Consider the following 16,278-nt stretch of genomic DNA (forward strand, 5'->3'; position numbering starts at 1 on the left):
ACACATGATTTTGCTACTGATCCGTCTTTTGTCTGAATCAATATGAATAATCAAACCATTCGAAATCAGCTACTCCTTTGGAGGGCTTTTGTGAAGCGGCATAAAGTGCGAAGTAAATTCCGGTGAATCCTCCTACGGTTTCGCTGCTTATATAGCGTACATTCATTTTCCCCAATGGGTTGAAGGTCTTATTATTTGTAGAATAAGAGAAGCTGTAGTAATCATTGCTACCCTCTACCCGCAGATAGAATTTCTTTCCGGGCACTTCCAACTCTTTCTCAATGTACTTCAGATTGCCGATACGGTAGCGTAGAGTGATGATTTGCTTACCTTTATCACCTTGGCGTACAAACAGGTCATAGTGGTGTTCGTTGGTCATATATACGGTGATGCCGCCTTCGTCATTCAATGAAGCTTTATCCAATTCGATGGCGGTGGTAACGGTACAGTTGATGTGCTGCTGCCTGCGACCTACGAAAGTGGGAGTGACGCCCCGGTCGTCTAACTGCACGGTAGATGTTTTCAGACGCAAATATCCTTTACGCTCTTGCAGCGAGTAGTCGGAGATTACCGGGTTATAGAGATAGTTCCATTCCAGTCCCAGTTTTGGCGTATCGAAGTTGGTACGGACAGGAACCGGCGCATGTGGTTTCAACGGAAGCGTTTCGCAATCCATCTGCAGGTGTACGGTACCGTCGCCATTGACTACAGGCCATGCGTTTTTGTCCCATCGCACAGGAACAAGGAAAGTCTCTCTTCCAAGCATGTGATGCAATCCCGATTGTGGGCGGAAACCTAGAAAAACCATCCACCAGCTACCATCGTGCGCCTGTACAAAATCTCCATGACCGACGCCTTGTATCGGATTCATTTGTGCATTCTCGTTAATGTGCGTCATGATGGGGTTTGCAGGGTTAGAGTCATAAGGGCCATCAATGTTGCGGCTGCGTGCAATGGTTATCTTATGACCGTATTCCGTTCCTCCCTCGGCGATGAGGAGATAGTACCAGCCGTCTTTCTTATAAATGTGCGGTCCTTCGGGGTAACGTCCGCCTGTGCCACGCCAAATGGGTTTGGATGGTGTGAGTTGCTCTCCGGTCTTGGGATTGATTTCGCACAGGGTGATGCCATCAGGAATGGAAAGCATATAGCACTTACCGTTTTCGAAATAAAGTGAGGGGTCGATGCCGCCTTGCTTCAGCCATACTGGTTCCGACCACTCTCCGGCGGGGTTTTCGGTATGTACAATGAAGTTTCCTTTGTCCGACACGTTAGTTGTGATCATATAAAAAGTACCTTCGTGGTAACGGATGGTAGGAGCATATATACCACCCGAGGGAGCGCAGTTTTTCAGATTGAGTTGCGATTCGCGAGTGAGGCAATTCCCGATTTGCTTCCAGTTGACAAGGTCTTTGCTATGAAAGACGGGTACTCCGGGAAAGTATTCGAACGTGCTGTTCACCAGATAATAATCGTTACCCACCTTGCATACGCTGGGGTCGGGATAGAATCCCGGTATTACGGGGTTTTTGTAACCTTGCTGAGCCGCACAGGGAGCAGTAAGGAGGATAAAGAAGAATGTTTGTAAGAGTAAATGTTTCATGATATTCTGCGGGTTATTTATTAAGATAATTTGCTTCGTTCCATACTTGCTCAAAATCTCATCCAGAACGTATTCTGAGAGGGGGTAGTCTAAGTATACGACTGAGGTACCCTAAGTATACGACTGAGGGTATCTAAGTCGTATAGTGAGATAGGCTAAGTATGGGAGTGAGATTATGAATAAAAATCTGCGCCTAAAATAATTCTATAAATTCCGGTTCATAAGGCGGTATCGTAAGCGTACCGCTGTATTCCCTGTCAAACAGAATACTTTTGGCTTTCCCTTTGATACTAATCGTTTGCGACTCGCCCGTAGTGTTGAAGTACAGCACGTGCTTCTTATCTATGTTGCGCGCCATAACGCCGCCCGGTACCTCGGGACCTTTACGGATGGACAATTCCGTCATCAGTTCGTCCACTATCGGGTTGAGTACCTCGCCTTTGGCAGGCAGACCCACATAGATGGCCCTCCCCTTACCGTATTTATGGGAGGTGATGATGGGATGGTTCTTATCCAGACTGGTGATGCTTCCCACCACCCGGGCGCCTTTAGGCTCTATCACGTCGAAGCGGGTGGATTCCGTATCAATCTCTTTGCCCTTGTAAGCGAGGCCGATTCTCTTGCCTTTATATGCCTTTGGCGAAAGCTCGTTCATCACTTCCGTCTCTTCAAAACTTGCCACACGAATGCCGAACACATCGCTCAACCGGCCGGGACGGGTGGTAGAGAATACCTTGCCGGTTTCATCTATCACAGCCGAGTTGGCAGTCATGACGACCGTTCCTCCGTTCTTCACATAGCTGCGGATTTTGGAGGCGGTGGCCTCGTCCATAACCGTTACGCCGGGCACGAAGAGCAGCTTATAGTCGAGTGTGCTTTCGCTAATGTCCAACATGCGTACGTCCATATTGCGACGGTAGAATATACCGAAGCATGCCTGTACCTGATTCTCGTGCGGTTCGGGGAAGGCACTGCCGGCTATCTGGCTGGGGAAGGAAAAGGCAAGTCCCACTTCGGCCTGCAACCGGTAAGGGAAGTATTTCTCAATCTTCCGGAATTCCGAAGCAATCTTCCGGTATTCGTCATACTTGCGGTTGGTGAGGCCGTCCCAGTCCATCATGCCCTCCAGATATTGCTCTTCGCCGCCGTGCATACTTTGCCACGTCCAGCCGCACACTAGTTGGTTGCCATACATCAGGGTGGCATAAGCCGATTTGCGGATGGAGCCGGGGGCAGCGGTCATAGTGGTGAATTCGGAACACCAGAATGGGTTGTTGCTTTCGTACTGGATGCGGGTGATACCGAACAGCGCATTCTCAACACCCCAATTAGTGGTGAGCGACGAACCCGGATAGAAGCCGCATCCCTGGCGGGTCATCTTTCCGGAATATGCAGTAGGAGAATAATCGAAGTATTTCAAAGGGCTGTAATACCAGGCGTTGGTATTGAGCAGCACGCCCGGCGCATTCTCGTTCACCTTATCTATCATCCGGAGGAAGAAGCCGCTTACTTCGTCGGAGATGAAACGGCGGAAGTCAAGCACTCTTTCGGGTGCGCCCTTGATGTATCCGGAAGCAGGCAGCCCCACCTCATCGAACCGGTTGATTCTCCTCGACCAGCGCTGGGTAGCCCATGCTTCGTTAAGGTTATCGGTGGAAGTGTATTTCTTTTGCAGCCAACTGATGAACCGTTGGCGTACCGTTTCGGAGTAAGAGATGGGACCGTCGCCCGGTTCATTGTCTATGCCGAAAGCCAGCAGGGCGCGGTGTTTGGCATAGCGTTTCGATACGGTATCAACGAAACGCATGGCATATTGTTGATACATGGGGTCGCCCACATCGTCCATATAGCGATGGTTGGGGTACAGTCTGTTTCCACTGGCGTCGGTTACGCTTACAGATGGATATTTGTGGTGCAGCCACAGAGGCGCGGGACGGGTGGCGATGTCGAGTATAACCCCGATTCCTGCTTCTGCCATGAGGTCCATCACGGTGTCGAACCATTCAAAGTCGAATACGCCTTCGGCAGGTTCGTAACTGTCCCATGCCAAGTGTCCCAGGCGGGTGACGTTGAAACCGGCTTCTTTCATCAGGCGGATGTCGTTCTTTATCTTTTCCATATTTTTATCGTCGTGCGGGTGGTAGTTGGCACCGATATACAATTCCTGTGCATGGAGTGACAAACCACAACCGGACAGGATGATTGCAAATAAAACTTGCTTGATTGCTTTCATAAAAAATCGATTATTAAAAAATTAAAGGATGTCCAATTCGTCTATGCATTCTATGCTTCCATTATCGGCAATCCTGCCGGGTAGGATGCGAACGTAGCGGGCATTTACCGGCTTTTTGAAATGGAGATAACGTTTCGTCGGGTCGTTAATCAGGTTACCGAACTTAAAGCTATCCGCGTCTTTCCATTTCTTGCCATCGGCGCTAATCTGGAAGACACCTTCCACGACCATGTTTTTCGCCGGTTGCTGTAGCGGCGTATAAGCAAAACCCACCAGCTTTTCAGATTTGCCGAGGTCGATGGCAAGGGCTGTTTCCCCGCTGCCTGCAACCAACTGTTTCCAGCCCTTCTTAATCAAACCGAAATGCTCGTAATGCACTGCTCCTTTCTCGCCGCCGGCGTATGCAATGGCTTTCAACTCTCCACGCGTCATGGCAAAGGGTGTGGTGTATTTCTCCGATTCAGCGTTTGGCTCGCTTCCATCGGTGGTGTAGTATATGGTATATTCATTGCTTGCTTCCTTATTCTTGTTATCCGGTTTGCGGCGCTTTGCGGCATCGGTATTATTCCAGTTGCTCCAATCAAAATCGCTTGTCCGGGCGGCTATCGTCACCAGTCCCTCCGGATTTCTTTCGGCATTCAGCAGGGGCGGGCGTTTGCGGTAATAATGCGCCGAGATGCGGGCTATCGCCGGATTAAGGCGCGTTGCGAGGATGCGTATCCTGACCTTATCGGTAGTCACTTCCGGGAAACGGAGTATGCGCTTGTACCCGATGTTGGTGGCCTGTGCTATTTCTTTCCATTGTCCTTCTATCCAAGCATCCACAGCGTGTTTCTCCACCCGCTCGCCACTGTTGGCAATGTCTTCCTGAATGGTGATGCGGTTGAAGGTGACGGGCTTGGGAGCGGATATGACAGCCCCTACGCCATCTCCTCCCATGGTGACGTCTTCGAACAAATCATGCCCGTATGTTTCGCTGATACGCTTCCCGGTTTCCTTCAGCACGGCTACGTCAATGTGCGAGAAATTACCTTCACGCGTAGGTGGGATATTCAGCAGGAAGATAGAGTTTCCACCCACGGAGCGTTCGTAAATGTCGAATACATCGTCGGCGCTCCGGGTTCGCTGGTGGGTATCGTCGCGATAGAACCAACCTTCGCGGATAGACGTATTGGTTTCGGCAGGCTGGTAGTGCAGGTAGTATGGTTTCTCTTTGCTGAGCAGTACGTGGCTCGTGCCGAGGTCACCGTAAAGATCCATATACTCACTCATCGTGCGGGGGTTTTCCTTGTAAGCGGCAATCACGTTCCACTCCGTATCGCGCGTGTGTCCGGCTTCGTTGCCACACCAGCGAATGTCCTCCCGTCCAAAGATGGTGGCCTCGGGGGCAAGCGTGCGTATCAGTTCGCGCCATGCGGCATAGTTATATTTCTGTCCGCCCTTGGTTTTAGGATGCGCACCGTCGAACCATACCTCGTGGACGGGGCCGTATTCGGTAAGCACTTCAAAGAGCTGGTTCAGGAAGTATTCGTTGTAATCATCTACCACAAACTTGAATTTAGTTTGATTGGCAAACGGGCGTCCGGGCACTTCGCGCGGAATGGTTCGTTCGGTGTACAGGCTCAGGTTGCCGTACAGCCCGTCGGGGTGCTCAATCTGATACAGGTCGGCGGGCGAGAGGTAAACGCCGAGTTTCAACCCGTACTTCCGGCAGGACGCCGAGAGGTTTTTCATGACATCGCCTTTGCCACCTTCGAAGTTGGAAGACATCACCCCGTGTTTCGTGTACCGGCTTTGCCACAGTACGAAGCCATCGTGATGCTTGGCAGTGAGTACTACCATCTTCATGCCGGCGGCTTTCATGGCTTCACACCACTGGTCGGTATCGAGCTTTTTCAGGTCGAACACTTTGGGGTCTTCCATTCCGTTGCCCCATTCCATACGGGTGTAGGTGTTAGGTCCGAAGTGGATGAAGGCGATAAATTCATTTTGCAGCGCCGCCAATTGGTTGGGTGTGGGAATGATGTGGGCGGCTTTTTCTATGATCATTTCATTGGTGTCTGTAGTTTCGACCTTGATGGTGTTTTCGAATTCAGGTTCCTGATGCTGGGCATAGGCCGGCGAGAACAGGAAGAAACTACATAAGGCGGCGACAATTGGTTTTTTCATGGGATGAAATATTTATTGTATTAAAAGTTATTTGGGGTAAAGTTAAAAGAAAAAATCGGCATAAAGTTAAAGCGGGAGCAGTTTGTTATTGTGACTGCTCTCCGCTTTAATAAACACACAAAATTATATCCTATTTCGCTCTAAACATCCAAGTATTTTGCCAGCCATCTCCCTGACGCGCCAGAACGAGTTCTGTTTCAGTCAGTTTCATAATAACATAGTAATTGCCGGTGGCTCCGTCATTCAGGTAGTCTGCTCCATAAAGGATATTTGCTCCCGACAAGATTAGTCGTCTGTTTGCAAGATCCAGGTTGAAGAAACCTTTTGTTGTGGTTCCATCGGTTAGCTTTTTGGTGAAATTGGCTGCCGCGTTCAAATCAAAGGTCATTTCACCAACTTCCCAACCCATACTGATAACATCAGCCATGGGCACTTGCCACCATTCGGGAGCCATAGAACCCTGACCGCCGTTTCCATACACTGCCGGAAGTTTATCATTCCATACCCATGTTTTACCGTCGCTGCCATTGGTCAGTAAAGCCCACATCGGGTCTTTGAAGTAATCTTCGTCATTCTGAGAAACGGTTACCTTTTGGCTGGTCGAAACCATTCCACCTTTGTCTAATGCGTAGAATTTGATTTCATATTCACCGGCAAACCGTATTTCTACGGTATCTTTCATCTTATTGGAGAAGCCTACTACATAATCCCAATAGGGAAGAATGTCCAACGTCTTACTTTCAAGGTATATGATATTGTCTTTCTCCGTATTTTGGGTGATGGAAATATTCAAGTCACTCTCGGCTCTGACATCTCCCAATTCGGCAATGTCCGGACTACATGCTGTTCCCAACAACAAGACTCCTGTGATAGCAATAGCTAATTTATTAAAACTGTTTTTCATATCGTTTTCTTTTATGTGATTACCAACCCGGGTTCTGTATTAATACTCCTTCTGATAATGTAATTTGGTTATTGGGTATCTGTATGAGACCTCTGGTTTTTTTTATGTTATCGGCTTTGATGATGACCTTGTCATTTACTCCGCCGCTCAGTACGGGTACGCCACTTTCTTCGGCAATTGTGGCAGCAGCCACATCAATGCCCTGGCGCAACAAGTCCCAATAGCGTATGCCTTCCAGAGCGAATTCCACGCGACGCTCTGCCAACAGGTTTGCCTGGTTAACAGGCTTGCTGCCAAGTCCGGCGCGTGCACGTACGCTGTCGAAGTAACGCTGTGCGTTGACGCTTCCCAATTCGGCTGCCATCAATAACACATCGGCATAACGCATCACGACATAGTCCTGCGACTGTGCAGTCTGGAAATCACCTGCTCCTCCTTTCGTAGCCGATGTACCGTCGTAATAAGCCATCGGTGTATATTTCTTAATCGTATATCCGGTGTATTCGCGCTGGTCGGCTACATCGAACGTCTCATAGATTCCTTCGTTGACAATGTCGATGATAGATGCTGCCCGGCGTGTATCTCCGGCTTCATAAGCCTGCATCAACGCGGGGTGAACGGTGCATGCTCCCCAGCCTTTTCCGTAGGGCGACCAATTGGTGTTGCGCATACCGGTCATCACCAGCCAACTGTTTCCATCGTTATTTCCATTGTAATCGCTCGTATCGTTGAACTTCAATGCCAATACCGTTTCAATGTTTCCCCGTCCTGCATACGTCGATTCAAATCTGTACTCACCATCCACGGGAGTAGAGCTTGCGGGTTCCCACAGGTTTTTGTATTCGTCAACCAGGTCATACTCATTGCTGGTGATAACATCTTCCAGACCTTGAAGTACTCCGCTCTTGCTGACTCCGGCAAGTTCCTTTCCATAATAGCCTGTATAGTAGAGATAAACGCGGGCAAGAAATGCCTTGGCAGCATAGCAAGTGATGCGTCCGTCATTCTGGGCAGCTTCTGCTTTCGGGTAAGTATCGGCCGGAATATGGTTTGCTGCGTAAAGGAAGTCTTCAACAATGGTGGCATATACATCATCCGGGTTTGCCTGAGGAACATTGTCTACAGTAGGTTGCAATAACAAAGGAATATTCTCCCACAAACGAACCATCTCAAAGTACATCAATGCACGAAGTGCACGGGTTTCGCCTTCGATACGGTTTCTTGTATCCACATCTCCCTCTTTCCAGACAATCTGATCCAGCCTTGCAAGCAAGGTGTTACACCTGAATATGCCGGCATAATAGCTCTTCCATGTAGTCTCAAAGATATTGGCATCGGCCGGCGATTCGAGAATGTCGAAACGATCGACAACCTGGTAACCGCGGCCATCTCCGTTGCCGGTAGCGCCGAAACAATTGTCGCTCATTACTTCGGAGACGATGTAGAAGGCAAATCCACCATCCGACGTAACACGTTGCCAACCATCGTAGCAACCCACCAAAGCCATTTCTGCATCCTCAACGGATTTGTAATAATTGTCATCAAAAAGCAATGTTTTGGATGATGTGTCGAGGAAGTCTGTACATGAACCTAAGCTCAGGCAAACCACTCCTGACAGTATAGTGATATATATTTTCTTTAAATTCATAACTTAAGTTTTTTACGGATTAAAATTTAAGATTTACACCAAACAGAATAGTACGCGGACGTGGATAATAACCCAAATCAACACCGGAGGCCCAACCCTCCGTACCGTAACCAATCTCCGGGTCCATACCATCGTATTTGGTAAATGTGAACGCATTCTGTACCGAAGCATACAAACGACATTGGCTGATGAACTTCCAATGGATTAGTTTGGAGAAGTCGTATCCGAGGGTGATGTTGCTAATGCGCAGGTAATCGCCATCTTGTATATAGAGGTCAGAGAATTGCCAGTTGATATTGGCATCCGTTACCCGGGGTATCCGGTTGGAGGTGCCTTCTCCTGTCCAACGGTTCAGAATGGCTTTGGTGTAATTCCAGTGTTTGTCTTCGGGATGCCCGTACGACTGAACAATCTTGTTACCCGCTGCGCCGTTAGCAAATATGGAGAAATCAAAGCCCTTGTAGTCCAAGCTGACGTTGAATCCATAAGTAAAACTGGGCATACCGGACCCTAAATCTACCTTGTCGCTGATGTTAATCACACCATTCTTATCCTGATCGACGAACTTTACGTCGCCCGGTTTCACGTTGCCTTGCAGAATGCCGTTCCCTGCCTTTCTCCAGGCAGCTATTTCTTCCTCATTCTGAAATATTCCGGCAGTTTCGTATCCCCAGAAATATCCGATAGTATATCCGTTTTGAGCACGGTAGAACTCTTCGGCATTGGCATATAGCTGATTTGTTTGTCCGTGAATCATGCCATCGTCTGTGGGTATCTTGCCGACTTTGTTTTTATTGTAAGCGCCATTAAGTCCTATATTATAATGGAAGCTTTCTACGTTGTCGTTCCAGTTCAGAGCCAACTCAAATCCGGTGTTTTTCACATTTCCACCATTGATAATCGGAGGATTCGCCCCTGCGGTGCTCAAGATAGGTGCTAGTACCAGCCAATCTTTGGTTGTTTTGATGTAAAAGTCAGCGTTTACTCCTAAGCGGCTGTCCAGAAAACGTGCGTCGAAACCAATATTGGTTTGTTCCGAGGTTTCCCATTTCACGTAAGGGTTTGAAAGACGCACCGGATAGGAACCTTTCACATTGCTTCCGGCTCCCAACCTATTTCCGAAGATGTAGTTTGCGGCCGGATTGTCACTGCTTACATTGGTGGAGGTACTGATGGGTGAAGAGTACTGGTTTGGGTCAATGTCTTGGTTACCAACTTGTCCCCAGCTGAGTCGCAGTTTCAGAAAATCGAGCCAGCTTTGGGTTTTCTCCATAAAGGCTTCGCTGGTAATCACCCAACCTGCCGAAAACGAAGGAAAGTATCCCCAACGATGGCCTTTGGCAAAATTTGAAGAACCATCAGCGCGGAGTGTAGCGTTAAACAGATATTTCTCCAGATAGTTGTAACTGATACGTCCGAAATAAGACAGACTGCGAAAGTCATTGTCCGGTTTTCCACCTACAACTTTTGTCTCCACGATGGTACCGTCTTTATCGTGAGCTTGCCCTGTAGTATTGGCAATGTACGCATGCGAGAAGTCATTGAACTGACTCAACAGATTCCAGTTGCTTGCGCTTACTCCAATCCCTTCGTATCGCTTCGCTTCTATACCGACCAGAGTAGTGAATATATGGTTGTCGGCTATCTTAAAATCATATCCGGCGGTATTTATCCACGTAAGTGTATGTCCCTTGTTGGCTCTTTGATTGACAGTGGCGTGGTCATCATTATATGCGTATAAAGAGAAGCGGTAAAGCGGAGTATAGCTTCTGTAGTCGCTCGAATGATAATTGATACCCAAAACAGTTTTCAGCTTTAAGCCTTTCACGAGTTCCAACTCTGCATAGAGGTCGGTAATAAGGCGTTGTGTATTGTTTTGGTTATTTGTATTAGTCATCATCAATCCATAAGGGTTACCATCGGCATTGAACCAGGGAGAGTTGGTGTTGTCGTTGAATGGGCTACCATACAGATTGTTGTCACTATACACCGGTGAGAGTGGAGACGCCATAAATGCGCCACGAAATGTGTTATTATATTGATTACCTACTTGAATACCTGTGTTCTTGATATAACTAAAGTTTAAGTGTTGTCCTACTTTCAATACATTCTTATACAATTTGTGTTCTGTGTTGATGCGGAAGCCATAGCGTTCGTAGTTGGAAACATCCGCCCCGCCTACAATACCTTCCTGAGATAAATAGCTCAATGACAATGAATATACAGATGCCTCGGTCCCTCCATTGAAACTTAATGCATAGTTTTCTGTTTTAGCATCGTCTTTAAACATTTGGCTCACCCAGTCGGTATCTGCCAGACCTTCCATTGCATCAAAGTCTTTTAAATCGTCACCTGAGTTTACAGCTTGTTCATTCATGATCATTTTATACTCCTCAGCATTCAGCATTTTTGTTTTGCGAGCTACATTCTGTACCCCATAATAGGCGTCGAACGATACCTGCCCCTTGCCTTTTTCTCCCTGTTTGGTGGTCACCAATACAACGCCATTGGCTGCCTGAGCACCATAGATAGCGGCAGATGCCGCATCTTTCAAAACATCAATCGACTCGATATCCGAAGAGTTCAGTGTCGAAATATCTCCTTCAATTCCATCTATAATATAAAGAGGTGAAGCATTGCCCACTGTGCCCAAACCACGAATCGTTACTTTCATATCTGCACCGGGTTGTCCGGAGGTAGAGATGATGCTTACCCCGGGAGTCTGCCCTTGCATGGCTTGCAACGGACTGGTAGTGTTTAGTTTTGCCAGGGTTTCGCCCTTCATTTGCGCTGTGGCTCCGGTATTTAGCTTTTTCTTTTGGACGCCATAACCAATCACCACTACTTCGTCGAGCGCATTGTTGTCTTCTGCCAACGTCACATTAATGACAGTTTGGTTGCCGATTTTGATTTCCTGGTCTACATAACCTACATACGAAAAAACCAAGGTTTCTCCACTACGAACATTCAGGGAGTATTTACCGTCAATATCGGTAATTGTTCCATTGGATGCTTCTTTTATCCGGACACTGACTCCAATAAGAGGTTCACTGTCGGCTGATGAAGTAACAATGCCTGTCACTGTCCTTTCTTGAGAAGGATTTGCTCGTAATGCCATTGACTGGAACAGCAATAGCATAATACACATAATACCGCATAAACGGGAGTTTATGCATTTTCGGAAAAGAGTGTTTCTCATCTGTACACAAATTTTAATGTTAATACTGGTTGTTTTTAATATTAAGTAGACATGCACTTAGTATGAGGCAAAGATAACTATTGGGGTTCGACAAGGAAGGCCGTAATGTTTCACATATCAGACACCTGCCCCGGCTGTTGGCATGTATTTATGTTACAAAAGAGAGGAAGTTATGTTAAGTCAGTCTCGTAATATGCTATCATTCAGTAGTTTACGTACAAGACATGTATTATATACCCATGCACACAAACGATGGAGGAATATTGGTCATCTCATTTTTTTTTGCGAATATTGTAGTCGTTATCTATATTCAAATATCATGAAACGATTAATCCTGACTTTGTTAGGCTCTTGTTGCTTAACATTTCTATTCGGCATAAACGAATTTGCTTTCAAACATCTGGGAGTAAATGATGGGCTTTCCAACAGCCAGATTAACTATATTACCAAAGATTCCCAAGGCTTTATGTGGTTCTCAACCCCCTACGGACTCAACCGATATGACGGCTATGTATTTAAAGTATTTACCCGAAACAGTAAAAACCCTTATTCCCTACCCGATAACGAGATTTATGACGTACAAGAAAATGCCGACGGATTACTTTGGGTACATACGGCACATTTAGGATATGTATATTATGACCCGGAAAAAGAAACGTTCCATCCGGCGGCGCCTTTGTTGGAAAAGAAATATGGAATTCCGGATTCTCCTTATCAGATGTACATAGATAAAGAAAAAAACATCTGGTCGTATGCCGACAACGGAACGCATTGCTATAATATAAAAGAAAAAAAGCTTTATTTTTATCCGGTTGAGGAGAAATTGAAAGAACAGTCTGTAGGTCTTATCTCTTTTGCAGAAGATGAAAACGCCATCGTATTACTCTATTCCAATGGCTATTTTGAGTTGGTAGACCGAAAGACGAAAGAAATAACGCATCGCAACCGGCAACTTGTTCATACCGCAAATATCGAATCCCGGCAATATGGAATGCTTATTGATGCCGACGGAGACTATTGGGTGTATGGCAATGATGGTATATGGGTATATTATGTTGGCGAAAACAAATGGCAACACATCAGCGCCCGAAAGGATTCGCCTTATGTACTCTCTTCTGATAACAATGTGAAAGCAATAAAAAAGGATACGAAAAACCAAATCTGGATAGCTATAGACCACGGAGGAATCAACATTATCAATAAAAATCTGCATACTATAAAGTATCTCCAAAATGATGTATTCAGCGAAAGGAGCATTCTTCAAAACAGCATAAATACGTTCTACTGCGATGAGAGTGGTGGAGTATGGATAGGCTATTATAAAAGAGGTATTTCCTATTATAACGAGAGTATATTCAAGTTCCGCACAGACCATCTGTTGGAGTTTAACCAAACTAAGAATTTTACTCCCGATGTAAATGCGATTTCCGAAGATAAGCAAGGTAACTTATGGATTGGAACCAGCAGTGGACTTATCTCCATGAACCGTGAAACCGGCGTACGAAAAATATACCAACATGAATCGAACAAGAATTCATTGTCAGGAGATGTAATCGTAAGTATGTTGAAAACCAAAGATGGGAAAACATGGATAGGAACTTTCCTCAATGGACTTAATGCGTTTGATGGACAGTCTTTTACGCATTACAGGCATCACCCGGAAAATTCCAACTCTCTTGTTAATGATAATATATGGTCATTGGCCGAGGGTAACGACGGGTATATTTGGATAGGTACGCTGGGAAACGGATTGCAAGGCCTCAACCCCCATACCGGAAAATTCACCTACTATCCTCAACCGGGTACAGGATATGAAGCGGAGTATGTGACATCCATTCTTGTGGGACGTGATACAAACATATACATGGCAACAACTAACGGTATAACAGTTTATTCACCATCGACCAATACATTCGAGAAATGGCTGACAAATAAAAAAGGAACGCAGAGATTTTCGCACTCAAACCTGAATGAGATTTATGAAGACAGCCGGGGACTGCTCTGGGTTGCTACTGCCGAAGGTCTTAATGTTTATGACCGTAAAAACGATGAAATCATCCTACCCATAAATGATGCGCCCCTGGGAAATGAAATTATTCAGGCCATTATAGAGGATAATAAAAAAAATATGTGGATTACGACTACCAACAGTATATTCAATATTATGGTAAACATTGCTCCCACAACAGGGACATATACTTTCGTCAGCCACCGTTATGGCGAATTGGATGGCTTGCAGGGACAACAATTCAACTCACGTGCCATAGTCAAAACCTTCCGGGGAGAAGTTATTGCCGGAGGTGTTCAGGGATTAAGCTTTTTCGACCCCGAAGAACTAAAATACAACGATAACACTCATAAAATAGAATTTACAGAGATCCTACTTTTTAACCAGAAAGTTGAAATAGACAGTGTATATAACGGAAATCGTATTTTAACCCGCTCTCTTAACCATACAGAAAGTATCAAACTAAAATACGAACAAAATGTTTTTTCCATTTCCTTCTCGGCAATGAATTACATTTTGCCTGAGAAAACCAAATACATGTATATACTCGAAGGATTTAATCAGGATTGGCTTACTACGGACATCAACAGCCTGACATATACCAATCTGGCACCCGGGGAATATACTTTAAAAGTGAAGGCTATCAACAGTGATGGTTTTAGCAACCATGAAACATCCGAACTCAAAATCATAATTGCACCCCCTTTCTGGGCATCGCCTATAGCTTACATTATATACTCTATAATGATAATAGGTATACTTCTACTGGGCCGCAGACAGATATTGCGTAACGAACGACATAAATATAAGCTGATACAAATAGAACAGGAAGCACAGCAGAAGCATGAAATTGATGATATGAAACTGCGTTTCTTCACTAACATAAGCCATGAATTGCGCACACCGCTTACATTGATTATTTCGCCTCTGGAAAATGTAATCAAACAGATTGAAAGTAAAGACCAGAAAAACAAACTGGAGATGGTGCATCGCAATGCAATGAGGTTGCTTGGCATGGTTAACCAATTGCTCGATTTCAGGAAGAGCGATGTAAAAGGTCATCAGTTTAATCCTGCTCAGGGAAATATCGTTGATTATATCCATAATGTCAGCAACTCTTTCAGTGAATATTCGGAAAAGAAAAATGTACGCCTGTTCTTTTTCTCGGCTGTCAACGAATTATTCATGGTGTTTGACGAAGATAAAATGAGTAAAATAATAATGAATTTGTTATCTAATGCCTTTAAATTTACTCCAGAAGGGGGAAAGGTAGATGTTTCACTGGACTGGCTACCTGCTACAGATGGGCAACCGGAGCAGTTCGAAATTAAAGTTTCGGATACAGGCATTGGTATTAAAGATGAAGACAAAAAACTTATATTCGAACGGTTCTATCAGGTTCGACAAAAAGAAGGACAGAAAACGGATGGAAGCGGCATCGGGCTGCATCTGGTTAAAGAATTTGTTTCCCTGCACAATGGTGCTATTACCGTACTCGACAATGTGGGTAAGGGAAGTGTATTTATTGTTACGATTCCGATTGTTCGGGTACAAGTAACGCAAGAACAGAAAGTTAAGCCCATGCAGGAGAACATAGAAACACCTGCAGAGATTTCAGTGGTTGACAATCCCCTTAATGACGATGTGACTCAAACGAAGAGAGAACTGCCTCTTATTCTTATCGTTGATGATAATGAAGATTTTCGTCATTTCATGTGCGATAGTTTATCTACTGAGTATAGAATTGAAGCTGCAGCAGATGGAGCTAAAGCATGGGCTATGATACCTGAATTACAACCGGATATAATTATAAGTGATGTGATGATGCCTGAAATGGATGGAAATGAACTGTCCAAATTGGTAAAAACAGATATACGGACTTCGCACATCCCTTTAATCTTACTCACAGCCCGTTCGGCCAAAGAACAGAAGTTGGAAGGATTGGAAAGCGGCGCTGATGATTACATCACTAAGCCGTTCGACTTTGACATACTAAGTTTGCGTATAAAAAGACTAATAAAGCTCCGACAAAAACGTCAGGAGAACTTTAACCCGAAAATGGAGATTACTCCCAGTGAAATCACAATCACTTCACTGGACGAGAAATTGATAAAGAAAGCCATTCAATATGTAGAAGACAATATCAGCCGGAGCGAACTTTCGGTTGAAGAGCTTAGTAGTGAATTGAATATGAGCCGGGTACATCTATATAAGAAGATTCTATCCATCACAGGAAAAACACCTATTGAGTTTATACGTATTATCCGATTAAAGCGTGCCGCACAGTTTCTGCGTGAGAGCCAACAGAATGTATCTGAAATCGCTTATCAGACAGGGTTCAGCAATCCGAAATTCTTTAGGAAATATTTCAAGGAAGAGTTTGGTGTTTTGCCTTCTGAGTATCAATATAAAAAGGGAAAATAAGAAACCGGAAAGAGGTATTTAACGAAATATCCCCCAAGCTAATACATTACTGCCGCTTCCGTACCTTGCTTGCGCAACAAAACATACCCT

The 16,278-nt window shown here is 45.4% G+C and carries 7 protein-coding genes; 1 reads left to right on the top strand and 6 read right to left on the bottom strand.

Going from position 1 to position 16,278, the window contains the following annotated elements:
* Positions 1 to 37: 37 nt before the first annotated feature.
* The 6 genes from B2Z67_RS01170 to B2Z67_RS01195 form a co-directional block, all read right to left on the bottom strand.
* Positions 38 to 1,603, bottom strand: a complete 1,566-nt coding sequence (locus B2Z67_RS01170) for a glycoside hydrolase family 43 protein (protein ID WP_291527983.1) — start codon at positions 1,601 to 1,603, stop codon at positions 38 to 40.
* A gap of 193 nt (positions 1,604 to 1,796) precedes the next feature.
* Positions 1,797 to 3,836 carry a beta-galactosidase gene (locus B2Z67_RS01175; RefSeq protein WP_291527984.1) on the bottom strand — a complete coding sequence of 680 codons (2,040 nt, stop codon included), beginning with the start codon at positions 3,834 to 3,836 and terminating at the stop codon, positions 1,797 to 1,799.
* A gap of 21 nt (positions 3,837 to 3,857) precedes the next feature.
* Entirely contained in the window at positions 3,858 to 6,005 is a 2,148-nt protein-coding gene (locus tag B2Z67_RS01180) for an alpha-L-fucosidase (protein WP_291527985.1), read from the bottom strand.
* A 130-nt stretch (positions 6,006 to 6,135) separates the two neighbouring features.
* A complete protein-coding gene (locus B2Z67_RS01185) occupies positions 6,136 to 6,909 on the bottom strand; it encodes a hypothetical protein (protein WP_291527986.1) in 774 nt (257 codons plus the stop codon).
* Positions 6,910 to 6,928: 19 nt separating this feature from the next.
* Entirely contained in the window at positions 6,929 to 8,557 is a 1,629-nt protein-coding gene (locus tag B2Z67_RS01190; RefSeq protein ID WP_291527987.1) for a RagB/SusD family nutrient uptake outer membrane protein, read from the bottom strand.
* Between the two features lie 19 nt (positions 8,558 to 8,576).
* Positions 8,577 to 11,756, bottom strand: coding sequence for a SusC/RagA family TonB-linked outer membrane protein (locus tag B2Z67_RS01195; protein WP_291527988.1), 3,180 nt, complete (start codon positions 11,754 to 11,756; stop codon positions 8,577 to 8,579).
* A 319-nt stretch (positions 11,757 to 12,075) separates the two neighbouring features.
* Here B2Z67_RS01195 and B2Z67_RS01200 point away from each other — a divergent pair, with 319 nt between their 5' ends.
* A complete protein-coding gene (locus tag B2Z67_RS01200; protein ID WP_291527989.1) occupies positions 12,076 to 16,188 on the top strand; it encodes a hybrid sensor histidine kinase/response regulator transcription factor in 4,113 nt (1,370 codons plus the stop codon).
* Positions 16,189 to 16,278 lie beyond the last annotated feature (90 nt).

This window comes from Bacteroides sp. UBA939 (assembly GCF_002293435.1).
In the GTDB taxonomy this organism is placed as follows: domain Bacteria; phylum Bacteroidota; class Bacteroidia; order Bacteroidales; family Bacteroidaceae; genus Bacteroides.